33 protein-coding genes and 2 pseudogenes are annotated in these 26,122 nt (G+C 72.5%); 16 read left to right on the top strand and 19 right to left on the bottom strand.

Annotated elements, in window-relative coordinates; translation table 11 throughout:
- Nucleotides 1-1,635: 1,635 nt before the first annotated feature.
- The 4 genes from ACQEVS_RS32870 to ACQEVS_RS32885 form a co-directional block, all read right to left on the bottom strand.
- Nucleotides 1,636-2,244, bottom strand: coding sequence for a hypothetical protein (locus tag ACQEVS_RS32870; RefSeq protein WP_433028255.1), 609 nt, complete (start codon nucleotides 2,242-2,244; stop codon nucleotides 1,636-1,638).
- A 507-nt stretch (nucleotides 2,245-2,751) separates the two neighbouring features.
- Nucleotides 2,752-2,889 (bottom strand): hypothetical protein, encoded by a 138-nt coding sequence (locus tag ACQEVS_RS32875; protein WP_433028258.1) that lies wholly within the window; start codon nucleotides 2,887-2,889, stop codon nucleotides 2,752-2,754.
- A gap of 560 nt (nucleotides 2,890-3,449) precedes the next feature.
- Nucleotides 3,450-3,695 (bottom strand): hypothetical protein, encoded by a 246-nt coding sequence (locus ACQEVS_RS32880; RefSeq protein ID WP_433028261.1) that lies wholly within the window; start codon nucleotides 3,693-3,695, stop codon nucleotides 3,450-3,452.
- A 73-nt stretch (nucleotides 3,696-3,768) separates the two neighbouring features.
- A complete protein-coding gene (locus tag ACQEVS_RS32885; protein ID WP_433028264.1) occupies nucleotides 3,769-4,113 on the bottom strand; it encodes a hypothetical protein in 345 nt (114 codons plus the stop codon).
- 260 nt (nucleotides 4,114-4,373) lie between these two features.
- Between ACQEVS_RS32885 and ACQEVS_RS32890 the strand changes: the two genes are divergently transcribed.
- Entirely contained in the window at nucleotides 4,374-4,511 is a 138-nt protein-coding gene (locus ACQEVS_RS32890) for a hypothetical protein (protein ID WP_433028266.1), read from the top strand.
- 196 nt (nucleotides 4,512-4,707) lie between these two features.
- On the opposite strand, the gene ACQEVS_RS32895 is transcribed toward ACQEVS_RS32890, so the two are convergent.
- The 4 genes from ACQEVS_RS32895 to ACQEVS_RS32910 all read right to left on the bottom strand — a co-directional run bounded on the left by ACQEVS_RS32895 (nucleotide 4,708) and on the right by ACQEVS_RS32910 (nucleotide 6,980).
- Nucleotides 4,708-4,896 (bottom strand): DUF6233 domain-containing protein, encoded by a 189-nt coding sequence (locus ACQEVS_RS32895; protein WP_433028269.1) that lies wholly within the window; start codon nucleotides 4,894-4,896, stop codon nucleotides 4,708-4,710.
- Between the two features lie 51 nt (nucleotides 4,897-4,947).
- On the bottom strand, nucleotides 4,948-5,178 hold the full coding sequence (locus ACQEVS_RS32900) for a hypothetical protein (RefSeq protein WP_433028272.1): 231 nt from the start codon (nucleotides 5,176-5,178) through the stop codon (nucleotides 4,948-4,950).
- Nucleotides 5,179-5,294: 116 nt separating this feature from the next.
- Nucleotides 5,295-5,753 carry a protein kilB gene (locus ACQEVS_RS32905; RefSeq protein ID WP_433028275.1) on the bottom strand — a complete coding sequence of 153 codons (459 nt, stop codon included), beginning with the start codon at nucleotides 5,751-5,753 and terminating at the stop codon, nucleotides 5,295-5,297.
- A gap of 75 nt (nucleotides 5,754-5,828) precedes the next feature.
- Nucleotides 5,829-6,980, bottom strand: coding sequence for a hypothetical protein (locus tag ACQEVS_RS32910; protein ID WP_433028278.1), 1,152 nt, complete (start codon nucleotides 6,978-6,980; stop codon nucleotides 5,829-5,831).
- 288 nt (nucleotides 6,981-7,268) lie between these two features.
- Between ACQEVS_RS32910 and ACQEVS_RS32915 the strand changes: the two genes are divergently transcribed.
- Nucleotides 7,269-7,451 (top strand): hypothetical protein, encoded by a 183-nt coding sequence (locus ACQEVS_RS32915; RefSeq protein WP_433028281.1) that lies wholly within the window; start codon nucleotides 7,269-7,271, stop codon nucleotides 7,449-7,451.
- Nucleotides 7,448-7,690 (top strand): hypothetical protein, encoded by a 243-nt coding sequence (locus ACQEVS_RS32920; protein WP_433028284.1) that lies wholly within the window; start codon nucleotides 7,448-7,450, stop codon nucleotides 7,688-7,690. The genes ACQEVS_RS32915 and ACQEVS_RS32920 overlap by 4 nt, the downstream gene beginning before the upstream one ends.
- Nucleotides 7,691-7,759: 69 nt before the next feature.
- Here the strand turns inward: ACQEVS_RS32920 and ACQEVS_RS32925 are convergent, their stop codons facing one another.
- Nucleotides 7,760-8,308 (bottom strand): N-acetyltransferase family protein, encoded by a 549-nt coding sequence (locus tag ACQEVS_RS32925; protein WP_433028287.1) that lies wholly within the window; start codon nucleotides 8,306-8,308, stop codon nucleotides 7,760-7,762.
- Nucleotides 8,305-9,591, bottom strand: a complete 1,287-nt coding sequence (locus ACQEVS_RS32930; RefSeq protein ID WP_433028290.1) for a Tat pathway signal protein — start codon at nucleotides 9,589-9,591, stop codon at nucleotides 8,305-8,307. Before ACQEVS_RS32930 ends, ACQEVS_RS32925 begins: the two co-directional genes overlap by 4 nt.
- Nucleotides 9,592-9,842: 251 nt before the next feature.
- On the opposite strand from ACQEVS_RS32930, the gene ACQEVS_RS32935 reads away from it, so the two are divergent.
- Nucleotides 9,843-10,214, top strand: coding sequence for a DUF6415 family natural product biosynthesis protein (locus tag ACQEVS_RS32935; RefSeq protein WP_433028293.1), 372 nt, complete (start codon nucleotides 9,843-9,845; stop codon nucleotides 10,212-10,214).
- Between the two features lie 101 nt (nucleotides 10,215-10,315).
- On the opposite strand, the gene ACQEVS_RS32940 is transcribed toward ACQEVS_RS32935, so the two are convergent.
- Both ACQEVS_RS32940 and ACQEVS_RS32945 read right to left on the bottom strand, forming a co-directional pair.
- Nucleotides 10,316-10,693, bottom strand: coding sequence for a hypothetical protein (locus tag ACQEVS_RS32940; protein WP_433028296.1), 378 nt, complete (start codon nucleotides 10,691-10,693; stop codon nucleotides 10,316-10,318).
- Nucleotides 10,694-11,051: 358 nt separating this feature from the next.
- Nucleotides 11,052-11,561, bottom strand: coding sequence for a hypothetical protein (locus tag ACQEVS_RS32945; protein WP_433028299.1), 510 nt, complete (start codon nucleotides 11,559-11,561; stop codon nucleotides 11,052-11,054).
- 204 nt (nucleotides 11,562-11,765) lie between these two features.
- Here ACQEVS_RS32945 and ACQEVS_RS32950 point away from each other — a divergent pair, with 204 nt between their 5' ends.
- Nucleotides 11,766-12,509 (top strand): NUDIX domain-containing protein, encoded by a 744-nt coding sequence (locus tag ACQEVS_RS32950; RefSeq protein WP_433028302.1) that lies wholly within the window; start codon nucleotides 11,766-11,768, stop codon nucleotides 12,507-12,509.
- 30 nt (nucleotides 12,510-12,539) lie between these two features.
- A complete protein-coding gene (locus ACQEVS_RS32955; RefSeq protein WP_433028305.1) occupies nucleotides 12,540-12,965 on the top strand; it encodes an NUDIX domain-containing protein in 426 nt (141 codons plus the stop codon).
- An 88-nt stretch (nucleotides 12,966-13,053) separates the two neighbouring features.
- Here ACQEVS_RS32955 and ACQEVS_RS32960 read toward each other — a convergent pair whose 3' ends face one another.
- From ACQEVS_RS32960 to ACQEVS_RS32990, 7 genes and pseudogenes are all read right to left on the bottom strand, one after another.
- Nucleotides 13,054-13,266 carry a hypothetical protein gene (locus tag ACQEVS_RS32960; RefSeq protein ID WP_433028308.1) on the bottom strand — a complete coding sequence of 71 codons (213 nt, stop codon included), beginning with the start codon at nucleotides 13,264-13,266 and terminating at the stop codon, nucleotides 13,054-13,056.
- A gap of 347 nt (nucleotides 13,267-13,613) precedes the next feature.
- A complete protein-coding gene (locus tag ACQEVS_RS32965; RefSeq protein WP_433028311.1) occupies nucleotides 13,614-13,943 on the bottom strand; it encodes a hypothetical protein in 330 nt (109 codons plus the stop codon).
- Between the two features lie 209 nt (nucleotides 13,944-14,152).
- Nucleotides 14,153-14,326 (bottom strand): hypothetical protein, encoded by a 174-nt coding sequence (locus ACQEVS_RS32970; protein ID WP_433028314.1) that lies wholly within the window; start codon nucleotides 14,324-14,326, stop codon nucleotides 14,153-14,155.
- A 417-nt stretch (nucleotides 14,327-14,743) separates the two neighbouring features.
- A pseudogene (gene dnaB / locus ACQEVS_RS32975) lies at nucleotides 14,744-16,161 on the bottom strand (replicative DNA helicase).
- Nucleotides 16,133-16,537: a hypothetical protein gene (locus ACQEVS_RS32980; RefSeq protein ID WP_433028317.1), complete on the bottom strand. Its 405-nt coding sequence runs from the start codon at nucleotides 16,535-16,537 to the stop codon at nucleotides 16,133-16,135. Before ACQEVS_RS32980 ends, dnaB begins: the two are co-directional and overlap by 29 nt.
- Nucleotides 16,538-17,586: 1,049 nt before the next feature.
- Nucleotides 17,587-18,072 (bottom strand): UTRA domain-containing protein, encoded by a 486-nt coding sequence (locus ACQEVS_RS32985; protein WP_433028463.1) that lies wholly within the window; start codon nucleotides 18,070-18,072, stop codon nucleotides 17,587-17,589.
- Nucleotides 18,069-18,317: a winged helix-turn-helix domain-containing protein gene (locus ACQEVS_RS32990; RefSeq protein WP_433028320.1), complete on the bottom strand. Its 249-nt coding sequence runs from the start codon at nucleotides 18,315-18,317 to the stop codon at nucleotides 18,069-18,071. Before ACQEVS_RS32990 ends, ACQEVS_RS32985 begins: the two co-directional genes overlap by 4 nt.
- Nucleotides 18,318-18,529: 212 nt before the next feature.
- Here ACQEVS_RS32990 and ACQEVS_RS32995 point away from each other — a divergent pair, with 212 nt between their 5' ends.
- From ACQEVS_RS32995 to ACQEVS_RS33040, 10 genes and pseudogenes are all read left to right on the top strand, one after another.
- A complete protein-coding gene (locus ACQEVS_RS32995) occupies nucleotides 18,530-19,066 on the top strand; it encodes a hypothetical protein (protein ID WP_433028323.1) in 537 nt (178 codons plus the stop codon).
- Nucleotides 19,063-19,191 carry a hypothetical protein gene (locus ACQEVS_RS33000; RefSeq protein WP_433028326.1) on the top strand — a complete coding sequence of 43 codons (129 nt, stop codon included), beginning with the start codon at nucleotides 19,063-19,065 and terminating at the stop codon, nucleotides 19,189-19,191. The genes ACQEVS_RS32995 and ACQEVS_RS33000 overlap by 4 nt, the downstream gene beginning before the upstream one ends.
- Nucleotides 19,192-19,275: 84 nt before the next feature.
- A complete protein-coding gene (locus tag ACQEVS_RS33005) occupies nucleotides 19,276-19,551 on the top strand; it encodes a hypothetical protein (protein ID WP_433028329.1) in 276 nt (91 codons plus the stop codon).
- Nucleotides 19,548-20,300, top strand: coding sequence for a hypothetical protein (locus ACQEVS_RS33010; RefSeq protein ID WP_433028332.1), 753 nt, complete (start codon nucleotides 19,548-19,550; stop codon nucleotides 20,298-20,300). Before ACQEVS_RS33005 ends, ACQEVS_RS33010 begins: the two co-directional genes overlap by 4 nt.
- A 1-nt stretch (nucleotide 20,301) precedes the next feature.
- Nucleotides 20,302-20,490, top strand: a complete 189-nt coding sequence (locus ACQEVS_RS33015) for a hypothetical protein (protein WP_433028335.1) — start codon at nucleotides 20,302-20,304, stop codon at nucleotides 20,488-20,490.
- On the top strand, nucleotides 20,490-22,595 hold the full coding sequence (locus ACQEVS_RS33020; RefSeq protein WP_433028338.1) for an FtsK/SpoIIIE domain-containing protein: 2,106 nt from the start codon (nucleotides 20,490-20,492) through the stop codon (nucleotides 22,593-22,595). The genes ACQEVS_RS33015 and ACQEVS_RS33020 overlap by 1 nt, the downstream gene beginning before the upstream one ends.
- Before the next feature lie 32 nt (nucleotides 22,596-22,627).
- Nucleotides 22,628-23,050, top strand: coding sequence for a hypothetical protein (locus ACQEVS_RS33025; RefSeq protein WP_433028341.1), 423 nt, complete (start codon nucleotides 22,628-22,630; stop codon nucleotides 23,048-23,050).
- Between the two features lie 526 nt (nucleotides 23,051-23,576).
- Nucleotides 23,577-23,819 (top strand): hypothetical protein, encoded by a 243-nt coding sequence (locus ACQEVS_RS33030; RefSeq protein WP_433028344.1) that lies wholly within the window; start codon nucleotides 23,577-23,579, stop codon nucleotides 23,817-23,819.
- Nucleotides 23,820-23,830: 11 nt separating this feature from the next.
- The gene (locus tag ACQEVS_RS33035) at nucleotides 23,831-24,037 is read left to right on the top strand and encodes a hypothetical protein (RefSeq protein ID WP_433028347.1); all 207 of its coding nucleotides are present in this window, start codon (nucleotides 23,831-23,833) and stop codon (nucleotides 24,035-24,037) included.
- A 576-nt stretch (nucleotides 24,038-24,613) separates the two neighbouring features.
- Nucleotides 24,614-26,067, top strand: a pseudogene (locus ACQEVS_RS33040) (DUF2637 domain-containing protein).
- Nucleotides 26,068-26,122 lie beyond the last annotated feature (55 nt).

Consider the following 26,122-nt stretch of genomic DNA (forward strand, 5'->3'; position numbering starts at 1 on the left):
ACGACGCGACGGTCTTCGGCCCGTCAAGCGGGCCCGCGGTGCTCCGCACCGCCCAGTCGAGTGCCGGGCCGGGCCGTCACCTTCGGTGACGGCGGGGTGGTGCGGCGCCGTTGCCGGCGTTGCGGACGGGCTGGCTACGGGGAGGGGGGTCTCGGCCTTCTCTTCCCGGCCGGGCTCGACCGGCTCCTCCTCCAACTACCCTTCTAGCCTGCGAAGTTGCTGCGCGTGTGCGGGTCCGAGCGAGGGGCCCGCCACCTTCGGCGGCGGTCGACCACCAGGGGCCGGCCTCCGGCCGGCTCGACCACCAGGAACCCTGACGCGCTCCCGACCATTACAGTCTGCACCCACCACCGACCACCGTCAACCCACCCCACACCCCACACCACCTGACACCCCGACAGAAACCCCCCGGCTACTGGTCTACACCTCTCACACCCTCCCGCACCCACCGAAGAGCCAGCCGAGGGCACCCGACCACCGCACCACGCCCCGGCCGGCTCCCCGACCCACCCAGCAGACCACCCCACCACCACCCACAACAGCCCCCTGACCAGCCAAAACACCCCAACCGACACCCGAGCGCTCCCACCGAAACCCGCCAGCCGCACACTTCCGCACACAGACCCTCAACACCACCCCACCCCCAACCTGACACACCATCAGAACCCAAAACCCCCCACCCAACCCCCACCGAACCAACCCCACCCCAAATGCAAAAACCGAATACCAAAACCCAACAAGGAACCCAAAGCCGATAGCCAAAACGCATACGAAAGCGCCGGTCACACCCAGCCCAGAAAGGCGGGCGCGACCGGCGCTACGGTTGGGGTTACGCGAATCCCACGGCGCTTACGTAGGTGTAGGCGTCGTACTCGGAATCCAGGTCACAGATGATGTCGTCCCAAATTTCATCCAGCGTCCCCTCATCTCCGGCCGCCCAGGCATTTACCATGTCTTCCCAGACATAGCGAACGGTGATGCTGCGCTGGGGGATGTCGCGCTTTCGCCCTCTTGCACGTGTCGCTGGTCGACCGGGTAAATCTCAACTCGGGTTCCCCGGCCGTTGTTGTCGAGGTGGCGTGCGAGTGCGCCGCTACGGACGAGGTTGGCGGCGCGGTGTTCGAGGTAGGCGTGCTGGATGCGGTCGAGGTGGCGGCGCGGGGTTGGCGATTACCTTCTCGCCACGCCTTGACGACGCTGGGGCGGGCCTTGATGCCGGCCTCTCGCAGGGCCTCTCGGCCGCGGGGGCTGTCGAGGTAGCGCAGGCGGGCGGCCAGGCCGCGCGGGCTGTCCACGGGCTCTTGATGCCGCCGGCGCGCACCAGCTCCTGGAGCTGCTGTGACAGGGCGTCTTTCCCGGCCAGGCCCTGGGCGCCGTAGAAGCCGAACTGGTTCCATCGACCGGCCATTTACTGCCCCCGAGGATGTAGGTTTTGTCCTTCTTTTCCTTCATTTCCGCAAGCCCCCGGCTTCGGGGAACACCGTCCGCCAGTCGCCGACGACTTGGAGTTCGTCAGTTCCAGACATTTCCACAATGGTGAGTCCGGCCGCGCTCGCCTTACGGCTTTCAGCCACAGGTTGGCGAATGCCTGAGAGCGGATGATGTGCATCCAGTCGGGGCGGCGGATTTCCCGGTTCATGTGGACTCGCCGATGGTGGACACGAACTTAGAATACATGGATTTCACGTATTCAAGGGTCAGTTCGTCTTTATTATCGATGGCCTCTTTACGAGCGTCCCGGAGCCCTTCCCGGAATTTCTTCAAAAGTGCCTCGGTGCTGCCGGACGTCCAGGACTCCAGGATGACCGGGGCGTCGCACAGCTCTTCCCGTGCGCAGCGCAGCAGCAGACGGAGCGTCGGTTCCGTGACCCACAGCGGGCCGGGCTCCTGGCGGGCGCCGAGGGGGTTGGGGAGGTCGGCGCGGTCCCACGCCGGCGGTTCGATCCGGTGGACGCCGGCGCGCTTGGTGTTGTGGACGCCGGATGTGTCGTGCTGGAGCTGACCGATCGGCAGGTGGGTGGTCATGGCGCTGAGGTAGGCGGCGTTGACGTCCAGGACGTGCACCGTGACGGGCTCTGCGGCGACCCGGGCCGCCTTGAGCCACGCGGTGTTGCGCCACTTCGGCCGGCCTTCCCAGATGTCGTCCGCGCCCTTCTGGGACCGCTTCTTGAGGATGTCGGCGGTGGGCGGGAACTCCGAGTGCTCGTATCGGCCACCGATACGGGACCGACGAAAGAGGTCCATGACGTCGGGGATCGCACGCTTGATCAGGGCGGCCTGGGCCGCTTCCGCGTCCCCCTCCGCTGCGATCAGTGCGTCCGCCGCCGATTGTGCGATCGCGTCGACCAGCTCGTCCCGTCCGGCGGCCGGGCCGGCCGGGCGGCGGGCGGCGCGGGTTCCGGCGCTGGCTGCGGGGCGTTCGTCGGTGGGGTGCTGCGGGGTGTTGTGGGTGGTGTCCGCGGCCGGCGGGACGGTGGTGTCCGGGTTGGGAGTGGGTGTCTCGGCGGCTGCGGAGGCGGGCGGCGCGCCAGTCGCCTCGGCGGTCGCTCGGGTTGGGCCGGCGCCGCCGGGGCCGGGGCCGGAGTAGGAGGTTGGGGAGGGGCAGGGAGGTCTGCACGCCGGCGCGGCCGGCTCCCGTCGTGCGGTCCTGGGGGAGGGTGGCGGCGGCGTGGGTCGGGCCGGCCAGGAGGTCGAGGACCGGCATGCCGTAGTGCGCGGCCAGTCGGTCGACGTCGTCCAGGGACCAGTGCATCAGCCCTTCTGTTTGCGGCTGACCTGGGTCTGAGAGAGTCCGACGCCGGCGGCCAGGTCGATCTGGCGTTCTCCGGTGTGGGCCATCAGGGCCGCGACCGTGAGGCGCAGCAGCGCTTCCGTGCTCAAGGTCGTCATGGCCCAACCCTACCAATCTGCATGCTGTTTCCGCATGCTGTTTGCTGAAAGAGCCTTTGAGATTCTGGATACGCCAGAGGGCCCGTACCCGGGATATGGGTACGGGCCCTCTGGCCATCGTGATCAACCGGCTACCGGCCCAGGGCTCGCCAGGGTGCGGTGGAGGCGGATCGGGTGGTCTGCGCAGGTGACCGCCTACGGGCCGGTCGACGCGAGGGGATTCGGAGTCCAGGCCGGCCGGGGAAGCGGCTCGCCGGACAGCCAGGTGACGCCGTGGGCGCCCCACTCGATCCGCACCGCCTCCGGCTCTGTGTCGGCCCGGTGGAACGCCAGGCGGTACCGACGTGCGAGCCGTCGTGTCCCAGGTCCTGTACGCACCTGAGCGCGAGGCCGGGAGGCGTAGGGCCCAGCACTCGGTGCGCGGCCAGGCCCGTTCATCGGCCTGGTGGTCGCCGTCGTGCATCGAGACGCGCTCACACAGCACCGCCCGCTTGGGGTCGGCCACTCCACAAATCGGCATGGCCGGAGCCTAGACCGAACGCGCCTGGCTTCGCGGGGTGTCAGGATGCCGCGCGGCGAAGGTAGGCCGTGGCGTCTCGGGCGGCGTCGCGGATCTCCTCGTCCTCCGTGCTGTGCTCCAGCTCCTCCAGGAGCGCGGCCACGCCGTCCAGGACGACGATCGGGATGCTCGCGGTCTGGACGGCGGCCAGGGCGGCGCGGGCTCGGGCCGCGGCCGAGAGGGAGTCGGCGGGCGCGGGGATGAGGGAGGCGACTCCCTGCCCCAGGGCGCGGGACGGTGTGGTCATCCCTCCATCCTTTCGCACCCGTCGGGCGCCACCGACCGCTGGTCCCGCTTGCCGAGGGTCCGCCGACAGGCACTCAGGTCAGGGTGAGCGCACTCTCGTCCGCGAACGCGGCGAGCATGCCGCCGCCGGCGAGCGGGTGGAGCCGGACCCCCTCGCCGAGCGCCGGCACGATCGCGCAGTCGATCGCCGCGCCGCCGGTGAGATGGGGCTCGGCGACGCCCTGGCCCTCGGCGTCGACGTCCGTCACCAGGGCCACCAGGGAGGCCAGGGCCGCGGCGCGCTCGGCCGCGCAGCCGGCCCGCACGTGAGGGGTGAGAGCGCCGAGGAGTCGGGCGGTGATGTGGGTGACGCGGCGTCGGCCGCCGGCCGAGACCGCGGGAAGCGCCAGTTGGTGCGCGCCGGTGGAGGAGGCCGTCATGCCCAGTCCAACGACGGTGGCCGCCGTCGGTCGCCCGTCGCCCGTTCCACCGCGGAGTGATGCGGATCACGGCTATGCTCCCGCGTGATGACGACGTGACGCCGGTCTCTCCGGGGCGCCCGCAACGGTCAGCCACCCCACGGGGGCTGTTTGGGGCGCGGCCACCCCGGGGGCCACCCGGGTGGCCGCGCCCATGGTCAGCCCTCCGCGAGAGGGATGACCGGTGGGCGACTGCCCACCCCGGGAGAAAGGCGCAGCACGTGCGCCATCGCAAGAAGAAGAACTGGCCTCATCTGCGGGCCCGGCTCTACCGGATCTACCGCTGGGTGGCTCCGCCCTTGGGCGCCGCCGCCGTCGCGGTCCTCCGGTGGTGGCTGGAGGTGAGGCACACGCTGTAGCCCCTCGCCAGACGTATTGGCGAGGGACCCCACAGCAGGTGGTTCTTCCAGGAGTCCGCCACCGTGCCCCCGGTGGTGGGCTCCGCCGCGTCCGCCGACCGACGGACCCGTGACCTCCGGCTGCCTCGCCGGTGTCACACTCCAACGTACCCCGGCGCGAGCAGACTGCGCTGCTTTCCCACCGTCACATCAGCGGTCAGGCTCCGTAGTGGCGTAGCAGGGCCTCGGGCTTGCAGACCGCGCATGTCAGCGTTTCGTCCGGCCCGGCCAAGAGCTGGAGCGCCTCCTGGTCGGTAGCCAGGACGGGTGAGTGGGTGCCGGAGGCGCAGTCGGCCCGGTGGATGACGTAGTCCGCCCGCTGCCCACCGGTCGTTCGATCCGCCACCGCTTCCGTTCGGCCGGCGGGGCGGATCGAGCACGCTGTAGTCCTCCCCGGTCAACGGGGCGACGTGGTCGGGGTAGAGCGCGGAGAACTCGATCGCCTGGACGTGGGGCGGGGGCCGTGGGGAAGGTCGATGCGGTCCGGTACCTCAAGGGCGCAGTCGTACCACCAGCGCCCGGCGCGGTCCCGCCGCCGGCGCAGGACGGCGGCCTCCACCGTCTGCCCGTCGGGCAGGAACACCAGCACGTGCGGGCGTCGGCCCTCCTGCTCTACCTCCTCGTCCACCCCGTCAGCGTAGTCATCACCGCAGGTCAACTGCGATTCCGTGTCTGCGTACCGCTGCGCCCGCCTACGTGCTGGTGCCGCAGCCGGGAGGGCTGCGCCAGTGGAAGGGTGGTCGGTTACAGGGCGGCCAGTATCCGGCCGGCGGTGGCAACGAGGTGGTCGGCGGCGGTGAGCGCGGATTCTCGTCGGGCGCTGAGGGTCTGGGCGTCGGGGGCGGCGCGCAGCGCGTACGTGGTGTGGGCGGCGTCCTGGGCGGCGTCGGCAAGCTGCGGTGCGAGAACGGCAAGGCGGGTGAGCGGGGCGGTGATCGCCGCGCGGGTGATGTGGGACTCGGCGCGGGCGGCTGTGACCTCGGCCTCCGGGGCGCCCCGGAGACGGGCGTCTTCGCGGACCCACATGGCGCGGCGGTGGGCGGCCAGCGCCGCGGCCACGGTGGCCACGGCGTCGGTCACGGACTGGCGGCGGGCCTCGGCCCGGTCCTCGGCGCGCGCGGCGGCGGCGTGGCGGTGCTGGAGCGTGCCGGTGACGATGCCGCCCAGGAGCGTGCCGGCAACGGCGATGATCGCGTCCCACATGGGTCCTCCGCGGTGTTGGGGTCGTGTGTGGCGGTGCCGCGGCCCGAGGCCGCGGCACCGGGGGCGGTCGGTCGGCTACTTCGTGGTGGTGCCGGCGTCGCCGTGCAGGCCGTTGATCAGGGCGTCGAGCATGGCGTAGACGTCGGTGTACTCCGCCGGGGCGCCGGGGGCCGGGTGAGTGGGCGTCAGGCGGGCCGCGGTGAACCGGAACCCGTACGGGTGCGGCTCACCGGCCTCGGGGAGCGGGTCGTAAGTGAACGTGGCGGTGATGTCGAACCCGCGGCCGTCGTGCTCGGTGTGCGCTTCGATGACGGCGGTGGGGGCGTCGCGGTTCTCGCCGAACACCTGGGTGGAGTGCTGCACGTACCCCGGCAGGCTGGTGACGTCGGAGAAGAACAAGCCGACGTCACCGGTGGTGTACTCCCGGTGCTCCTCGGTGTCGAAACGCACGGTGACGGTGCTCTCCCCCTTGGGCAATTCCTCCCGCAGCGCGCCGGGGAACACGAAGGCGTGGTGGCTGTACGCGCGCCACAGCGGCGCGGCCTCCTCCGGGGACTCCGTGTTCTCACGGGCGCACCGCTGGCACGCGGGGTCGAGACCTTCGATGAGCACGGAGGGGAAGGTGCCGCCGCAGACGACGCACAGGAACCCGTGGATGTCGCGGGTCCAGTCGCCCACGGGTTTGGTGTCCAGGACGAGGGAGTCCCACGAGGTGAGCGTGAGCCCGGAACGGGCCACGTCGCGCTGCCGGTCGCGGGCGTAGCCGCTGTAGACCCTGGCGGCGCGATCCCGACCGTGCAGGGCCACCAGGGCCCGCGACCATGCCATCTGGACGGCCTTCTCGGTGTCGCCGAGGTCGGGCCGGCCGTTGAACTCCACCAGCGCGCCCAGGCCGCGGTCGCTGTCGAGCAGGGTCTTCACCTGCTGGAGCAGTCGGCGGCGGGCGCTCACCTGCTGAGTCGTTGCGGGCATGACGGACTCCTTCTTCGTCTGGGGGTCGCTCGGGTTGATGCCGGACCTGCGCAAGTCGTCATAGATCACGTCCCGGGAGACGTCCGCCGCCCGCGCCAGCTCTGCGACGTTGCGGGCGCCGGCCTGCCACGCGGCCACCACCAGGGCGACGCGCTCCGCGGCGAGACGGTCGCGGCGGACCGGCCAGCCCCCCAGGTCCAGCAGGGCCCGGGTCCGGCCGGAGAGGGCGTCGGCGGTGTTGTCGTCGGTGTTCATGACCCCATCCTCATGTCGAGTCGTTCGACATGTCGAGTCACTCGACACAACTCGGCTGGAAGAAAACCCCGGCCTCTTCTCGACGCACACCGGGCCGACACCCCGAAACCGCGGCCCATCTGCGGCGATCGCCGGTCCGAGGAGTGGACGCCCTCAACGCGCCGGACGCGACTTCCGGACAAGTCATGTCGACTCACTCGACATGTCGAGTGAGTCGACATCAAGATGGGCTGTACGGCCGATCATCAGGCCCCGCCCCACCGAGGCCACCGCAGACAGGAGAGACCGATGTTCACCGGGCCCCCCGTTGAGTACGCCGACCGCGAGCGGCAGGCCCGCGACCGGGCCGTCCAGGTCGCCGCGCTCCTCTCTGAGATCGACGCGCTCGGCCTCGGCCCCACCACGGGCCGACTCACCACCCCCGGCGCCGGCACCCTCCGCAAGACCGGCGACACCTGGGAGATCCGGTGACATCCCGCCAGCAGGCCCAGGGCAGCCACCACTTCGTGATCACTCTGGAGACCCCGGCCTCCAGCCTGTCCGGAGCCACCGCCGTCTCCTACACCCTCTCCGGCACCCTCACGCCCCCGCCCGGCGCCACCCGCCACGACATGTACCAACTGGTGCGCGCCGAGGCCGAGAAGGCCGACCCGCTCCTGACACGCGCGAACACCCTCTTCTTCTCCCTGGAGCGCAACGACCTTCCCTAAGATCAGAACTCGTCGCGCAGGCATGGTGAAGGACCGCACCTGCGTGCGGTCCTTCACCATGCGGTCGTCTCAGGCGCCGGCTTCGCTGTCCAGGCGCAGCGGGCGGGTCATGCAGAGGAAGACGGGGCTGTCGGGGAACGGGCGTTGCGATCCCACTTCCTCGTATCCCCAGGAGCGGTACAGCTTCACCACCCCCGGGTGCTTAGGGTCCACCAGCAGTGTCACCCTCTCCTCCGTCCGCCCCGACAGCAGCGCGTCGTGGAGGCGGGTGGACAGACCGGTACCGCGCCACGGCTGACGGATCATGAGCTCGTTGAAGGCCAGGGTGCGCCGACCGTCCTCCCGGTCGTAGCCGTCGGGGAGCGGGGTGATCATGTGGCTCCACCACCGGCCGCCGGCGGCGAGCGGGACGCCGTACGCGAACCCCGCCGGCTCCCGCCCGTCGTAGGCCACGACGGCCTCCCAACCGGGCCGGGAGGCGTGCATGTCCAGCCGTTCGGCGAACCGGTCGACGGAGTGGAACGCGTCGGCCTCGGCCGCGTAGACGTCGGCGAACACCTCCAGCAGCGTCTCCCGGACGGCCTTCACATCGGTATAGCTCTTTATCTCCACGCTCATGCGCGGCCCTTCTGTCGGGTGTCGGCGGCCCAGGCGCGGGCCTCGGGCGTGCCCGGCGCCAGGGACTCCAGCCGGGCGGAGAACGTCTCCAGGAGTCGGCCGGTGCGTCCGTGGCGAGCCGCCGGCGGCACCGCGCCCGCCGTCGCCACCGCCTCTTCGAGGGCGCCCTGTTCGAGCTGGGCGCGGGCCAGGTGAGCGCGGGTCAGCGCGGCGTTGCGCAGCAGGTGGGGGCGCAGCTGGGCCAGGGCGGCACGGGCGTGGGCCTCGGCGTCCGCCCACCGGCCCAACGCACCGTGCGCGGTGGCGGCCAACAGCTCCAGCTCCGCGGCGTCGTAGAAGGCGACCCACGGCGGCCGCGGCGCCGGCTGCGCGCGGGTCAGGGAGTCCTCGGCGTGGCCGAGGCTGCGCAGGGCGGCGGTGGTGGCACCGGTGTCGGCGTGGTGGACGGCGGTGCGGGCGTGGACGAGTGAGGCGAACAGCGGGTCGCGGCGGGTGATCGCGACGCTGCGGGCGGCGTCGTCCGCGGCCAGGGCGTCCCCGGGGCACCCCAAGTGCCGGGCCAGGGCGGCGGCGTGCCCCCATGCCCGGAACATCTCGGCGCCGTCGCCGGAGAGGCCAGCGAGCATCACCGCGCGGTCGCGGTGGCGCTGCGCGGCCTCCAGCCGGCCGCCGTCCGTGGCCACCCACAGGGCGGACGAGGTGAAGCTGGCTGCCAGGGCATAGAGCCGGTTCCTCACACGGGTGGACACAGTGGCGTGCTCCTGGAGGGCCAGCGCCTGCTGGGCCAGGGCGACGGCGCGGGCCTCCAGGCGAGCGGTACCGCCGAACCGGTCGTCCGCCGCCACCAAATCCGCCAGCCGGGCCGTCAGCCGGTCGACGTCGCTCATTCCCACCCGCGGCCGCGGCCCCCGCGCCGCGGGCACGGCCGGAGCGCCACCAGCCGCGGCCGGACCAACCCCGGCGACGGAGACGGCCGTCACCACGCCCGTCGTGATCACGAATTGTCGACGTTTCACGGGGTCCATCACCTCCTGCACCCGGCGCCGACGCGGCACGAACCCGAGGGCGCTCAACGGCCGTTCGGCGACCTCGGCCAAGGCCCGCGCCTGCCTCGCCTGCGGGCTGCGGACTTCGCCGGACAGCCACCGGCGCACCGTCCGGTCCGTCACGCCCCCGCGCCCGCCCGTCGCCTGCATCCGATCGTTGACCGCGTCGGCTAACTCCACCTGCGACATACCCACCTGGGCCAGCCAGTCCGCCAGCGGGGCATTGGGCGCCTTCACCCCTTCACCGTAGGACCGGAGCCCACCCCTCATCAGATAAAGCCGAGGTCAATTCGCCCGGTGCCCTGCACGCACGAACCTGGCTTTCCGCCCTTCCGCCCCACCCGCTCCCGCCGTTATCTGGGAGTCGGCACCACCCGGGGCTCCGGCGGACCTAACCCGCCCTCCCGGGTGGTGCCGGCGCGGCCGGACCCCGCCCCCGTCGGGGCCCGGCCGCGCCGTCGTTCCCGCCCGCCGTCCCGGGAGGACCCGTGACCCACCCCCGCCCCGCCGAGGTCGACCCCATGCTCACCGGTGACACCCCGCCCCTGGACCTGACCACGATCCGGGCGACCGTCCGCCGCGCCCTCCAAGAGCGGACCGCCCTCCCGCCGATGCGCGAGGTACGCGACCTGACCACCACGCTCCGCGGACACCTGGAGGAAATGCGCTCCGACGCCGAGGCACGCCGCGACGCCCTGGAGCGCACCACGGTGGCCTGGCACCGCTGGAACTGTGTGATCACCCGCGTCGAAAGCGACTTGGCCGCGTCGCCCGGCCCGCAGCCGTGGACGGCCGTGACGTACATGCAGATCCTCGCCCGCACCGCCCGCCACCTCGCCGACTGCCTCGACGAACACTGACCGTAGCTGACATCGCGATATTTCCCCTGGACAAGCCCCGCTAGCGGTGACAGGACGTCATAACCCGCCGCCAGCGGGGCTTTCGCGTACACGGGAGTCGTTCAGTCCTGCGTGCGACGGCCGGCCATGACCGCCACGGCGGCGACCACCACGCCGCCGAGGCCGCCGATGAGGCTGCCCCATGCCCCGAGCGGGCCGACCAGCCGCGGGTGGCACACCAGGAGGTACAGCAGCGCCACCGCGAGCAGCGCGGCCAGGGCGACGGCGACGCCCACCACCGCCCGGTGCAGCCGGCCGATCTGGCGGCGCAGCGCGGCCGTATCGCCCGGGTCGGGGACCGTCGGAGCCGGGGCGGGGGATATCGGCTGCGGCGGTGCCCCGGCCGGGCCGGCCGCACCGCCGTCCCCCGCGGGCCCGGGAACCGGTGCCGAGGCGGAGGCCGGCGGGTGCGGGGCCGGCTGCGGAACGAGCGTGCTCATGTTGGTTCTCCTGTCGAAATCGGCGCCGGCTGGCGGCGCGGTGGTGGGCCCGGCCCCGGTCGGGGAGGGCGGCGACACCCTCGCCCACTGACCCCCTAGCCCGGCAAGCGGTCGCGAAAATGCGTGCGCCCCCTCCCAATGGGCGCGGCGCCTACGGGGGTTCACCGACTCGCAAGGGCTTGGCTTCGGGGCAGCATGCGTAGGCCCCCGGCAATGAGCTTGCCGAGGGCCTGGGTGAAAGGGAGGGGGCGACGCAGTCGACGCCGCGGGTGCCGCCGCCAGTGTTGACCTTGCTGACCTCACATTCAAGGGATTCGCGAGGGCTTGACAGACCGTCGTTTCGCCTTCGCGGCGCGGTTCACGTCGCGGCCGGCGGGGCGGGACGCGAGTAGCGGCGGGCGGCGGTGTCCGCGCTGACGCCCAGGGCCGCGCCGATCTCGGCCCAGCCGTCGCCGGCCGCGCGGTCGGCGGCCACTGCGGCGGCGACGGCTTGCTGTGCGGCCTCCACGAGGGCCAGGGTGGCGCGGGTGTAGGGGGCGCCGGGCCGGCCGAGGTCTGGTTCCGGGCGGTTCCACCACGCCGGCTGACGCCAGTCCGGCTGCTCGGCCTCGGTGTCCAGGGCCGCGGCCAGGTGCCGGGCCTCCCGGGCGACCGCGTAGGCCGCCGCGGTCAGCCGGTGCCGGTCCTCGGCCGTCTCCTCCAGTCGCGCCTCCCGCCGGTCCAGACCGCGGTCGATGCGCTCACGCAGCCGGCGGTCGCGGGAGCGGCACCGGTCGGAGCAGTACAGCCGGGGCCGCCCGCCGGCGGTGCCCGCCTCGGGCAGCAGCCGCGTACACCCCGGGCCCCGGCAGTAGCGCCGCGCCATCATGCTCACCCCTTCCGCCCGGCCGGGAACCGCGCCCGCGCGGATCGCCCCGGCCGTCTACCTCCAGGTTCCCGGCCGCCCCTGGCCGCAGACAAGCGATGCGCGCGACCGGAAATGCGCGTCCGAGCGTCGTCTGACCCCTTGACGGGGGTGTGTGTGTTCCACACAGTAGGTGTGCGCTTTCCGCACACCTTGAGAGGACCGACCATGCCCGTGTCCGTGTCCCGCACCACCGGAACTGCTGCCACCGTCGTCTGGGAGCCTGCCGACGACCCTGAGGGCCGGATCGCCCAGACGCTCGACGCCGGACTCGCCGAGGCCCTGACCGCCCTCGGGGTTCCCGCCGCGGATCTTGCCTCCGTCGACCAGTTCGAGCGGGCGAAGATCCTGCGTGCCGCCGCCGCCCTGCATGCCGAACTCACCCGCCGTATCCGCTACATGACCGTGATCGCCCGCAACGTGGACGGCATGACCTGGGGCACCCTGGCGTCCACCCTGACGGGCTCCTCGCACGCCCGCAGCACCGCCAGGTCGACCTACGACGCCGGCATGCGGCAGCTCCGCGCGACCGTCCACGTGGTGTGCCGCCGCGATGACGGATACGTGCTGGCGGTCCGGCGCGGCGAGGAGCCCGACGCCCGGTGGACACTGCCCGGCGGGCACGTCGGCCCCTGCGACTCCCCTCTCGTCGCCGCCGCCCGTGAGCTGGAGACGGAGACCGGCGTACAGGTCGCGCCCCCCGCACTCATGGAGGCCGGAGTGTGGTCCACCCCCGGCCGCGACCCGAACGCCGTCGACAACACCACCGCCTACTACACCCGGGTCCCCGCCCATACCGTCGCCACCGCCGGGGACGGCGCCGCCGAGGTCCGGTGGCTCCCTCTTGACGAGACGTACGTCCTGGTCCCCACCCACGACGAGATCGTCGCCTCCACCCGCCGGTTCTCCTGACACTCCGACAGCCACGAGAAGGGGCACACCGTGAGCGACACCGAGACGTTCGAGACGATCCGCTATGCCGCCGACATCGTCGCCGTCACCCCGTCCGGCCGCGTCCTGCTCATCCGGAGGAAGTACGACCCCTACCAGGGCCTGTGGGCTCTGCCCGGCGGTCACGTGGACCGCGGCGAACGGGCGGTCGACGCCGCCGCCCGAGAGTTGGAAGAGGAAACCGGCGTGCACGTCGCCGCCGCCGACCTGACGCTCATCGGCGTGTACGACCGGCCCGACCGCGACCCCCGCGCACGGTACGTGTCCGTCGCCTACCGGGCGGCCGTCCCCGAGGACACCCACGACCGGGCCGGGGACGACGCCACCGACACCCGATGGGTCCCGATCACCGCCCTCCCCGACTTGGCGTTCGACCACGCGCAGATCCTGGCCGACGCCCGCGCCATGACGCCGTGACACCACACCCCACCAGGGAGGGGGCCCGCACTCGTGTGCGGGCCCCCTTCCCCGGCGCTGCCCCGGCCCCGGCCGCCCGCGCGCCGCCCTAGAGCCGGCGCAGCCACCGCCGCAGCCGGCGCACCGCCACCCACCGGGCCACCACCGGGCCGGCGGCGCAGCCGAGGACCGGCGCGGCCACCACCCCGAACGCCAGCACCGGGCCGATGGCCGCGGCCAGGACGAGGGGGCCGCCGGCGGCCAGCAGGAGTCCCACCTGTATCGAGAGTGCGCGGGTGCCCCGGTCGTCCATGTCGTCCATCTGGCCTCCCCATCGATCACACGTCGCAGAGACCGCCGAGAGTACGACCAGGGTCTGACACTCAGCATCCGCATTTGTACTCAGCGTGCGCACCGTCACGGCGCCGACGGCTGAAACCCCGTCAATTCGAGTTGCGCGTCAGGTTGCGTGTCAGGGTGTTTCTCAGGTCGCTTTTCAGGTGGTTTCTCAGGTTGGTTTTCAGGTTGTGCCGCCCCGCAGCACCGGGCCAGACCATCACCGGCCCTGACCTGGGCTGATGCCGTCTGCAGAGCTAGCGGCGATTGCCGACTACTTCTCTCCAGCACCCCTCGGGCCCGGGAACTCCCCGCGCCCCGGCGGCTTTTCCCTCACGGCGCCTCGGCGTCTTTTTCGGCCCACGCCCGGTGCTCCTGGCGGGCGTAGCCGCGCGCGTCCTCCTGCCAGCACGCCGCGCCGGCCGCGACCGGGCCGAGACCGGTGCCGTGCGCCCGGTCGTACTCCAGCAGCGCGCGGGCGTAGTGGACGGCGTCAAGCACCACGTCGGCCTCCCGGTCGGCGACGTCCGGGACGTCGGCGTCGATGTACCGGTCCGCCGCCGCGGCACGCCGCACCAGGAACTCCCGCCGGCGCTCGGGCTCCTCCTCCGCCAGGACGCCCAGCCGCTGAACCGTCACCAGCTCCACCATCAGGCCGTACACGTCTCTCCCCTCCTCGGCGCCGACGCCGGTTCTGCCGTCGGCGCGCCCGTACGCGCGCGTGTCGGCCCGACCGGTTCACCGGTCGGGCCGTGATGATGAACCGCGCCCGCAGCCGGCCTCCACGCCCGTCCGGCTGCGGGCGCGGCCCCGGCCCCAGAACGGGGGTGGGAGTTCAAGTCCCCCTCGTCCGCCGCAGTACGCCGATTCGGTCACCGGGTGAGGATCAGGCCGACGAGAACGCCCATGAGCGTCACGGCGCTGAAGGCGGCGGTAAGCGGCTGGCTCCAGGACGGGTGGCGGTGCACGACGTAGGCGGCACCCGCGGCCAGCAGGATCACGACGACGACCAGGAGCAGCAGCACCAGCAGAAAGAGCGTGGACATGTTCCCCCTCGGGATGAGGCGCTCGGGCGTACCCGGGCGCGGTGGTGGACGGCGGAGCGTGCACGCTCACCAGCCATTACGCCCCAAGGCGGTGGACCGGACAGGACGCCGCTGGCTCCCAGAGCTCGTGTACTTACTGGTAACTCGGCGCTGACCAGCAGTGATTGGCTGGACTGGGACCTCTTCCACGCTGGTAGTCCTGTAGCACAGAAAGCCACCGCGACGGACTCCGGTAGCGCCCGCCGTAGCGCTGCGGATACGCAGCGCACAACCTGACGATGCGCGTCACCTCATCCACCTCTGAACCAAGGGCCACAGAAGGCCGCCTGAGCGCCTTTCAGGAGGCCGGGCAGCCAAGGGGGCCAGAGCGACCTGTTCGGCGATCACGGGGCCGCACAGGCCGCACGACGGCCCTGTTCAAGTCTGCGCCATGTCCACGAAGCGCGAGTAATGGCCCTGGAACGCCACCGTGATCGTGGCCGTCGGCCCGCCGCGATGCTTGCCGATGATCAGTTCGCCTTCACCTGCCCGCGGGGACTCCTTCTCGTAGGCGTCCTCCCGGTGGACCAGGAGCACGATGTCGGCGTCGTTCTCGATGGCGCCGGACTCGCGCAGGTCCGACACCTGGGGACGCTTGTCCTGACGGTATTCGGACCCGCGGTTGAGCTGGGACAGCGCGATCACCGGCACGCCCAACTCCTTCGCCAGGAGCTTGAGCCCGCGCGAGATTGCGGCCACGTCCTCCTGCCGGGAGGAGCCGCGCCGGCCGAGGGCGGTCACCAACTGGAGATAGTCGATGACCACCAGGTCCAGCCCGTCGCGGCTGGCGATCCGGCGGGTGCGCGTGCGGATGTCGGCCAGGGTCAGCCCCGGTGATTCGTCCACGTGCAGCCGCGCCGCGCTGATCTCGGGAACGCGCTGGGCAATGCGCGCCCACCCGTCCTCCGACACCATGCCCGACCGCAGGTGGTGCAGGGGCACCTTCGCCTCCGCCGACAACACCCGCATGCCGATTTCGTCCTCGCTCATCTCCAGCGAGTAGAACGCCGCCGACCGGCCGGCCCGCAACGTCGCGGCCCGCACGAAGTCCAGGGCCAAGGTCGATTTGCCCATGGCCGGCCGCCCCGCCACCACGATGAGCTGGCCCGGCTGCCAACCGTGCGTGAGGCGGTCCAGGTCGGTGAAACCGGTCGTGAGGCCGGTCAGCTCGCCCTCCCGGCAGGCGCCCACCTGGTCCACGGCCCGCTCCAGGATCGCGGCAATGGAGCTCCCCGGCTCCGCCGCGGCCCGGTCCTCCGTGACCGCGAACATCTCGGCCTGGGCGGCGTTGACGATCTCGTCCAGCTCCCCTCCCCGGCGTAGCCCAGGTGCGCGATGCGCGTACCGGCCTCCACCATCCGCCGCAACACCGCCTGTTCGCGGACGAACTCGGCGTAGTACCCGGCGTTCCCGACCGTCGGCACCGCCTCCACCAACGCGTGCAACGCCGCTGCCCCGCCGACCCGCGCCAGGTCACCCCGCTGGCGCAGCGCCCTGGCGACCGTCACCGGGTCGGTCGGTTCCCCGGCCGCGTAGAGCTCCAGGACCACCACGAAGATCACTGCGTGCGCCGGGAGGTAGAAGTCCCGGGCCGTGACGATCTCGGTGACCTCGGCTACGGCGTCCTGCGACAGCAGCATGGAGCCCAGCGCGCACCGCTCGGCGTCGACGTCGTGCGGTTGCGTCCGTCCCAGCCGCTCGTCGCAGTCGTCCTCCGGAGAGGCCGCCGGAGCCGGCAGACGCGTCGTCAGTTCCATCCGAGCCCCCTCACCGGCCACGACGCGCCGCCGCGGCATCCGCAGTCTTCTTCCGCATCTGCCTGATCAGGGCCTGGGGGTCGAAATCGACCCGACGAGTCTCCCGGCGGATGGCGTCCACTTCGCATTCCGAGCACGCGTCAGCCGGAAAGGCCCCGTGGCCCGGCAACGGGCAGTTCTCGCGCCGAAACGGCGCAGCCGCGGGGGAAGCGGCTCCCGGGACCGGCACGGGCGACTTCTGGCAGTGCACCAGCAGATCCGTCCAGTTCTTCGCCGGCATCTCCGCCGCGCGGGCCGCCACCCACTCCACCGGCCGCCCCGTCGCCAGGACCGCCTGAGCCTGCTCGCGGAGCACCGCGCGCCGCGACGCCACCAGCGGCCACCCGGCCGCCGCCTCGTACGCGGCGACCACCACGTCCGCCGGCTCCCCGGAGCCGAGGCAGCCGCCGACGATCCGGCGGGCTCTGCCTCCGGGGTCTCGCCCGCATCTGAGGACGCGGCGTCAGCCCCCCGCGGAGTCGTCGGCGTTTCTCTCTCTTCTCCCTCCGCAGCCGCAGCCGACCCACCGGCCGGACGAGAGAGATGATCTTCTCCTCCTCCGGAGGAGGAGGAATTGGTCTTCTTATGCTGCGGATCAGCCGTCGACGGTTCAGCCGTCGACGGTTTTTCAGTCAACGGTTCTGACCTGCGGTTTTCCTCAGCGGCCACCGTCGACGGATTTTCAGGCGACGGCTTCGACCTGCGGTTTTCCTCCGACGCCTCCTGAGGGGCCTCGGAACCCTCCGAACCGGCCCCGGAGTCCTCCTCCGGGCACTCCGGCGGGACCTCGGAGGACGGCTCCCACGGCGCGGGAGCGAACAGCTCCAGCCCCTCCGGCATGTCCGTGACGCGGAAGATCGCCTCCCCGAGACGCCCCTTCTCGTCGCGATCCTGCTCCCGGTGGAGGTAGCCGTAGCGCTCCAGCTCCCGCAGCGCCGTACGGATCGCGTCCCGCCCCTCCGGACCATTCGCGATCAGCGATGCCTCCGAGATCCCGAACCCGTCCCGGTGGCTGAGGATCTCCAGCAACAGCCCCCGCGCCCGGCGCGACAGCCGACGGTCCCGCGCCGCCGCGTTGCAGATCATCGTGAAGTTCCGGCCGATCACGTCGGCCGCCATCGGCCCCCGCCGGATCTGACCGGTGTAACCCGTTCTGGTGTGCTTCGTGCTCACTGACCGCGCCCCCGCCTCACCAATACGCGGCGGCGCCCGACCGGCGGACAGCCCAGGAGTGGTCTACGACCACGGTCTTCTCGTACGCTCATGGGAGCGCACCTCCATTTGCGTGGTTGAAAGGTGCTTCTCCGCCCGGTCTCGACCCCGGGTGGACGTGCGGGCCCCGTCGTATCGGCGGGGCCCGTTGCGTTCTCGGGCCTGATTCCTGCTGGTCAGACCCAACAACGATCTATCCGACGATGTCCAGGGTCACGCGGTGATGCAGCGGGGCGTTGGTCGTGGTGACGTACACCGTGCCCCCTCGGAGTTCCGGGTGACAGCGACGACGCGGAACCCCGGGGAACCTTCGGGCATTTGCAGCGCGGCGCACGCCTCAGCGGTCATCGGTTCGGCTGTGATCGCGCACTCCGTGCCTGCCACGTCCCACCCGAGCCAGTCTGCGAACCGGGTTCCGCGAGGGGGGCTCACCGCGTCGGCTCCGACGGGGGCCAGCATCGGTGGCACGCCCTCGTACCCGGAGGGCATGCGGGCGGCAACCTCGTACGGCAGCACGGTCGTTTTGTGCTGGACCGGGATCCCCGAGACGTACCTCACGCGGGTCCGTTCCACGACCTGAGTGCCGGCCGCGATCCCCCATTCGGCCATCGACTCAGGAGCCGACAGCTGCCGAACGAGCGTCGTCTCCTCGCTCCCCTCGCCGTCAGTCCCCGGGCGCCACGGCTGAGCGGCTGTCAGGTCCGGGGGGTGAACGTGCCGAGGTGAGCGTCGGCGCTGGGGCCGGCCGCCACAGTGGTCCCGCTTCCGCGCTCTGTGCGCGTCAGTCCGAGGGCGGACAGCACCGCGTAGGCCGCCGCTGCGGTCTGCTGACTGACTCCGTATCGGTCCGCCAGGTCACGGACGCTAGGCAAGCGCGTTCCGTAGCGGTACTGACCTGCGGCAATGCCCTTTCGGATGTCAGCCACTATCAGGCTTGTCGTCATCTCCCCCACATCCTCCTTCGATCCGTACGCCGTGTGTCCAGGCTAGCGATGTCAAGCGTAAACCCCTTCATCTTGACGTCAGTCAAGAAGGTTGGCAACCATCTTGACACTCAGTCATGAGGTCCCTACCTTCGTGGTTGAAACGGAAGAAGCCCCGGGTGGTGGCCCGGGGCTTCCCGCCGAAAACCCCCTGGTTGAGAGGTGGTTTCGACATGAGGACCCTAGCGCGAACGGACGCGGCGACGGTGCCGTTGCTGTTCTCGGGTGGAAACGCGGGTCAGTTCGACGCTCTGCCCTGGGCGGGCCTCCTGGACGAGGAGGACCTGACCGGTTTCCTGGGCGACCTGGCGGACGCCGCCGGCTCGGTGGACGAGCCGGGCGTGGACGGCGCGGAAGTGCTGCGGCGGGTGCGGGACGCCTGCCGGACGTGGTGGCTAATCGGTGTGGCGCAGCACGGGCACAACACGGCCCCGGGGCCGGTGGAGCGGCTGTTCCGGGAGCTCCAGGTGGTGCACCCGCTGGCGGACGGTCAGTTCGCGGAGCAGCGGCACTTGCTGGACGTCGACGTCCTGGCCGTGCCGGAGTACGGGCCGGAGTCGGCCGTGCCGGTGGTGGCGGGCCCGGGTACGCCCCGGAACTGCTCGGCGTGCGGCGGGTCCGGTGGCACCACGGAGACCGCGATCGAGGGCGGCCAGCAGATCAGCGTGTGGCGGCGGTGCTCGGTGTGCCGGGGCTCTGGTCAGGCATGACCGAGGCGGAGCGCCGGGCCGCTGAGGCGGACCTGGAGGCGGCGCGCGAGCGGGCCGCGGCGGATCTGGAGGCGGCGCGGGAGGCGGCGGAGAGGCTGCGCCGGCTGCTGGCGGGGACGGACTGACGGCCGGTTCCCCTGTCGTCCCCACCTCGGGTGGGGGCGGCGGAGGGGCCGGCATCCGGCCGGCTCGCATCCCTGGGAGGACCCATGTACGGCTCCACCCGCATATCCGTGGTGGACCGGGCGGTGCACGCCGCCGCCCGACTCGCCCGTCTGGGGCGGTTGTTCGTCCGGCTGGCGAGCCGGACGCGCTGCGGTCCCACCGACCTGTACGCCGCCGCCTGCACGGCGCAGTTCCTGGCGGCGCACGAGCTGATCGAGCGGGCCGCCGTGATGGCGGCCGAGGACGCCGAGATCGAGATCATCCACATCCGTCAGCCGCTCTGGTTCGGCGGGCGCACCCTGGACGAGGAGACGCGATGAGCACCGCCGGTAGCGGCCCGTACGACTGGGCCAAGGACAAGGGCTGGGGCCCGTCGCAGCCCCCGTCGCAGCCGTCGGCGCCGCGGCGCGCCGGTGCGGCGCCGGGTGCGGCGAACGGCCGGGCCCGCTCGGCAAGCTCCGGCTCCGGGGCGTCCTCGAACTTCATCCTGGACGGCGCCGGCCGTTGGGTGGGCGTGCCGAGCGGGACGAGCGGCCGGGACCGGACGACGAACCGCACGAACACGAAGTCGAAGACGTACAACATCAACGTCGGCGGCGCCGGGGCCGCGGGTTCCGGCGGCGGCCGGGGCGGTTCGTCCGGTGGCGGTGCGGGGGCGGCGTCCTCGGCGGCCGGCGCGGACCGGCACCAGGGCGACCAGCTGATTCACCAGATCGAGCGGATCGAGTTCCGGGGGACCAGCGATATTCAGGCCCTGGCCAGGGCGATCAACCACCTGGGGCGCGAGTTGCACTTGATCCTGGGGATGCGCGCCGAGGAACTGAACGGCGTACTCAGTACATACCGAGGCAAGTGGTACACCTTCGGGGCCTCCAGCAAGGTCAGGGCCCGGCTGGTCTCGGCGCACCTGAAGGTCTCCGCCGAGGCAGCCAAGGCGCTCGGCGTCGGGGCGCTGAAAATGGCCCACGCCTACAACCGCCACTTCGTCCAGCCGGAGCAGGAGGCCCGCCGGCAGCGGGGGCAGGGCGCCAAGAAGCCGCGCACGTTCTCCGTGGTTGAGGAGGACTGACGTGGCCGAGGTGACGGAGACGGTCGAGACGGGCGCCTGCCGGCGCTGCGAGGCCCCAGGGTGCTCCCCGTACTGCCCGCCGCCCGGGTGCGAGTGCCGGCTGTGCGGCGCGCCGGGCGGGTTCCCGTACTGCAACGCCGCGTGTGAGGCGGCCGACGCCGACGACTTCGACGACGAGGAGGTGTGGTGATGGCGGCGCGCAAGCAGTCCGCCGCGCGGCCGGTGAACACCGCGACGGCGGCGGAGATCGTGCCGGTGGGCCGGGGAGCGTTCGGGCACTGGGCCGGGCGGGCCGTGCCCTACCTCTCCCCCTGGGTCGGGGCGGCGGCGTTCCCGCCGGCTGCCGGATGGGCGACGAACACCATGTGGGGCGGCGCGCCGATGTCCGCCGGTCTGGCGTCGGCCGCGTTGGCGGTCGGCGGGGCGGCGTTGAGCACGGTGACGTGGAAGGTCGCCGGCGGAAACAACGCGTTCCGCAAGTTCCGGCGGTTGCAGGCGACGGCGAGTGTGGCGGCCGGCATGGGCTGGCTGACCTGCGCGACGGCGGCCGGCCCGTTCGGCCACCCGATGCTGGACGCCTGGTTGCTGGGCGGCGGGCTGTTCGCCGCGTCCTGGAACGTGCGCCAGCTCATGCGCAACGCCCACGACGAGACCGAGGACGCAACCAGCGGTGGTCTGGGGCGTCTGGCCGAGGCCATCGGCTGGGAGAAGGTCAAGGTCAAGGACGCGCGTGGGTCCGGAAAGGGCACGGTGTCGGCGTTGGTGGAGGTTGAGCCGGGGGCGACGGTGGAGGTGGCGCAGCAGGGCGCGCCGCGGCTGGCGGCGGCGCTGCGTGTGCCGCCGGCCGGGGTGATCGTGACCCCGGATCCGGAGGACGCCGGGCGCGGTCGGCTGTCGCTGCGGGTGGCCGATCTGCTCAGGGACGGCGTGCCGTTCGTGCCGCCGCAGCGGCTGGGGATGCTGCCGACGGAGCCGGTCCCGGTCGGGCTGTACGCCGACGGGGAGCCCTGGACGATCAACCCGTTCGCCGCCGAGATCCTCCAGCACCTGCTGGTGATGGGCGTGACCGGCGCCGGGAAGAGCGAGTTCGCCCGGGGGCTGCTGGTGCACCTGATGTGCCGTCGCCAGATGGCGATCTTCCTGGTGGACGTCGCCAAGGGGCGGCAGTCCATGGGGCACATCAAGGACGGGCTGGACTGGTTCGTCACGGAGGCGCGGGAGGCCAAGCGGCTGGTCAAGGCGTTGCCTGCCGCGATCAAGGCGCGGGCCGACCACCTGGCGGACGAGGGGTTGGACGAGTGGTCGCCGCGGTCGTCGCTGTCGGCGGTGTGCGTGTGGCTGGAGGAAGCCGCCGATTTGGTGGATTTCGAGGAGCTGGACAAGATCGCGCGGGCGGCCCGGTCGGTGGGCATGTGGCTGGTGATCAGTCTCCAGCGCGCCACCTGGAGCAACCTGTCCACCGACGTCCGCGCGAATTTGCAGGCCAGCGCCTGTTTCGGCGTGAACGAAGCGGCCGATGCCACCTTCTGCCTGCCGGACCGGGTGACCGACGCCGGCGCGATCCCCGCGTGGGGTGCCGACCGCCCGGGGTACGCGTTCGCGACCGGCATGGGCATTCCGCAGGAGCGCTGGACGACGGAGGCGCGTTCCGGCATGGGCGAACGCGACGTTGTGTCCGCGCTGGTGGAGGCTGCGGCGGCGGTCCGCGACCCGCTGGACGAGGTGACGGCCGCCGCGCTGGGCCAGGCGTACGCGCAGCGCGCCCACCGGGGCACCAACCGCCTGACCGCCGGCGTCGCCGAGGGCGCGACCCCGGCCGTCTCCACCTCGGTGGCCCCGGCCGCCGTCTCCGCGGCCGTCGAGAGGGACGTCAAGGAGCTGGAGGACGGGGTGGACGACGACGCCGAGGAGGCCGTGGCCATGGAGATCGAGGACGCCTACGCCGAGGTGATGGGGGCCATCCCGGGCGATCCGGAGCCGGACGCGCCGTACGCCCACCTGCGTCTGGAGGACGACGTGCCCGACGTCGACCCCGACGGCGAGATGGAGTTCGAGCCGGCGGCGCGGCCGTCGACGGAGGAGGCGCGGCACATCGTCGCCGTGGAGCTGGACGGCTGGGTCCGCGGCGGTCGGCTGGAGTTCGAGCCGGCGGACCTGATCCCGGCGGCGGTGGCGGCCGGCCGCACCCGGTCCTGGCTGATGGGGGAGCTCAAAAGGCTCACGGAGTCGGGCGTGCTGCGGCACGACTCCTACGGCTCCTACACGATCACCGAGTCCCCGCTGGTGTCCGCGTAGCGGCCCACGTCCCGACGAACGGAGGAGCGCTCATGTCCCACCCGACCTGGCTCACCCGGCGGGTCCTGGCCGATGCGGCCACCGCCATGGCAACCGCTCGCCAGTCCGCGGTGGTCAGCCACGCCCGAGGCCGTGACCACCGCGACGACCCGGCCTGGTGCACCGCGGTGGCCGAGGCGCGCCGTGCCACGGCCAAGGCCGAGGAGATCGGCATCAACCTGATGACCGCCCTGGACGCGTCCAAGGGAACCGTGGCGCGCTACACCCTCTACCCGGCGCGCCTGGAAGTGGAGGTGCGGGGCTGGAGGCTGGAGGGTGCCGCCGGCGACCACAGCCACCCCGGCGACTTCGACCGGGACGCGGAGGCGGCCATGACCTGGGCGGAGGGGATCATCGGCGCGCGTCAGGACTGGCGCCACACCCGGACCGCCTGCGGCCACCGCTGGGACGCCTGAGTCCGATCTCCACAACGCCCACGGAGAGTAACGGTCTGACAGTCACGGTCGGCCCTGACATCTGACGGTCAGGGTCGGCGGGGCCTATAGGAGAGTCAGGCGCTACCGGCCCTGACACCGCCTGACAGCCCCGTCTGACTGTCAGACCCCACCCCCTGACATCTTCCCTGACAGTAACGGAATGTGACGGAGAGTTTGGCATGATCACGCCCCCGCATCCCCGCCCGGAGACCGCGCCGGCCCCGGTGACGGCGGCCTCGGCGGCGGTGTACCCGGCCGCCGTCTGGCCCTCGGCCTACGCCCCGGCCGGCGCCGCGTTCGACGTCCTGGACGTCCGCGACGCCCAGGACGCCGCCGTGCCCTGCCCGCTGGAGCGCGCCGAGCCGGTCGTGTACGTCCCCGACGCCTACGGCCGGATGGTGCCCGTCCTGCGCTCGCAGGCCCAGGCGCTGCGCGCCGCCGTCCCCGCCACCGTGCCGCGCGACCTGACGCCCCAACCGCTCATCGACCCCGCGCCCAGGTCGTCGTGGCCGCTGGCGTCGGGACGGGCGCCGCCGCGGCCGGCCTCGGCTGGGGCCTGGGCCAAGTCGTCGCGCCCCTGGCGGCGGCCGGCGCCGGCAGCGCCCTGTGGGCCGTCTGCCTGGCCGCGGTCGTCCTGCGGCTGGCCGGCGGCACCCGCCGCTCCACCACCCACATCACGCACTCCACCACGACGATCACGCAGTCCGCGTCATGGTGGGGCCGGAACACCAGCACCACCCACCACTGAGGAGGCATCCGATGACGAAGAAGCTTGCCGACGCGCTGCGGCGGGACGACGCGGCCGAGGCCGCCGGGATGCCGGCGGACGACCGCCGGACCTGCTGGACCCACCAGACGTGGGCCGAGGAGTGCGAGGAGCGGCACGTGCCGCTCACGGCCGGCCGCGCCCTGGCGGAGGCGCTGGAGGCCGACCGCATCCGGGACCGCCGCACCACGTCCGACTGACCCCCCAACAGATACGCGGCCGGGAGGGCGAACTCCCGGCCGCGCGGTGCTCCCGGAAAGGAATGCCTGCATCCGTGAAGCGCACGTCAACCTACCCAACCGACCGCTCCGGCGGCACCGGCCGACTCGTTCCGGACGGCCGGGACGCCGTTCCGGACGCGGCCCGGATCGCTCCGAACGCGCGGGTCGCTGCTCCGGACACGGTCCGGACGGGAGAGGATGCCCGGATGAGTGACACGCTGACCGATCATCTGTCCCCCGCCCGGGGGAGGCCGTGGCCGGGGCCGCTCCGGAGGCGGTCGGGGCCACTCCGGCCACCGGCCCGGCCGTTCCGGATGCGCGGGGCGGCGTTCCGGCCAAGGGGCGCCTGGGTGGCCTCCGGTGGCCGGGCCGCTCCGCCACCCCCCGGCCACGGCCGGGGCCGCTCCGGAGGCGGCCGGGGCCACCCCGGCCACCGGCCCGGCCACTCCGGCTACGCCGAACGGCGCTCCGACTGCTGACGAGTCGTCCGCGGCGGACCGGCGGGCGGCGCTGGACAGGATCATGGGACGGGTCGTGCGGCTGGCCGCCGTCGCCATGACGGTCGTCGGCGTGATCGGGTTCGCCGCCAGCTACAGCACGCTGCAAGGGTTCGCGCAACGCAACGGGTTCGGCGAGATCCTTTCGAAAGCGTTCCCCATCGGCGTGGACGGCGCCATCCTCGGCTTCCTCGCCCTGGACCTGGTCAAGACCTGGCGGCGCACCCCTGGCCCGTGCTGCGCCTGGGCGCGCACCTGATGACGTTGTGCACGATCGCCTTCAACGCCTCGGCCGGCGGCGCCGTCCTGGACGACCCCGTACGAGCCGCCGCTCACGCCGTGATGCCGGTGCTGTTCATCATCGGGGTGGAGGCCATCCGCCACGACCTGCTCCAGGCCGCCCGGGAGGCGGACGGCACCCTGATCGAGGGCGTCCCGCTGCACCGCTGGATGCTGGCCCCCTGGCAGGCGTGGACGATGTACCGGCGGATGCGGCTGGCCGGCATCCCCTCCTACCGGGAGATGCAGCAGCGGGACAAGGACCTGGAGGGCTACCGGGTCTGGCTGCTCCAGCAGCACGCCGGCGACCTCGGCCGGGCCTCGGAGACCGAACTCCTGCCCATGACCATGGCGCCACATGGCTACACCGTCGCGGAGGCCCTGGCCCTGCCGGCGAAGTGGGCGGCCGAGGAAGAACGCCGACGGGAAGAGGACCGGCAGCGCCAGGAGGAGGCCGCGGAGCGGGCCCGCGCGGCGGCACTGGAGGCGGAGACCCGCGCCAAGGTCAAGGCGGCCGAGGAGGAGATCCAGCGCCTCGAGGCGGAAGGCCGCGTTGCGCAGGCACAGAGCAAACTGACCGCGCTCAAGGGCACCTCCAGCGCGGAGGCCGAGGCGGCCACGGCGGTCGCCCGCGCGGAAGCGGAGCGCGCCCGGCGGGAGGCGGACCGGATCACCACGGCGGCGGAGCGGCAAGCGGAACGGGAGGCTCAGGCAGAGGAGAGCGCCCGGGAGGCCGAAGCGAATAAGCAGGCAGCCGCAGCCGAGAAGGAGGCCGCCGAAATGGCGGAGGCCGCCGCCGAAACCCGGCGCCGCGCCGCCGCGAAGAACCGTAAGGCGGCGGAGGACGAGGCGGCGGCAAAGGACGCCGAGAAGGAGAAGAAGCGCGCTGCGGCCGAGGCGGCCGAAGCGGAAAGGCGTGCTGCCGAAGCGGCGGCGCGCGTAGCCGAAGCGCGGCGCCGTGCGGCCGAAGCGGAGCTGGCCGCGGTCGCCGCCGAGGACGAAGCGCGGCTGAGCAAGACCGAGCGCGCGGCCCGGCGGGTGGCGCGGATGCTCCTGGCCGCCGCCGAGGCCGCCGGGATCTCCGAAGCGGACCTGGCCGCCATGAAGCCGGAGGCGATCGTGCCGCTGGTGCCGCTGGAGGAGATCATGCCGGTGTTGAAGGCCAGCCAGACCACCGCCAGCGACCGGCGGAAGGACGCCGCCCTCCTGATCAAGGAGGGGTACCGGGGGTAGTCCGGCCGGTCACGCTCACACCGCGATCAACGACAGTGGGGCGGCACCTGTCACG

The organism is Streptomyces sp. CA-181903 (genome assembly GCF_050937075.1).
GTDB lineage: Bacteria > Actinomycetota > Actinomycetes > Streptomycetales > Streptomycetaceae > Streptomyces.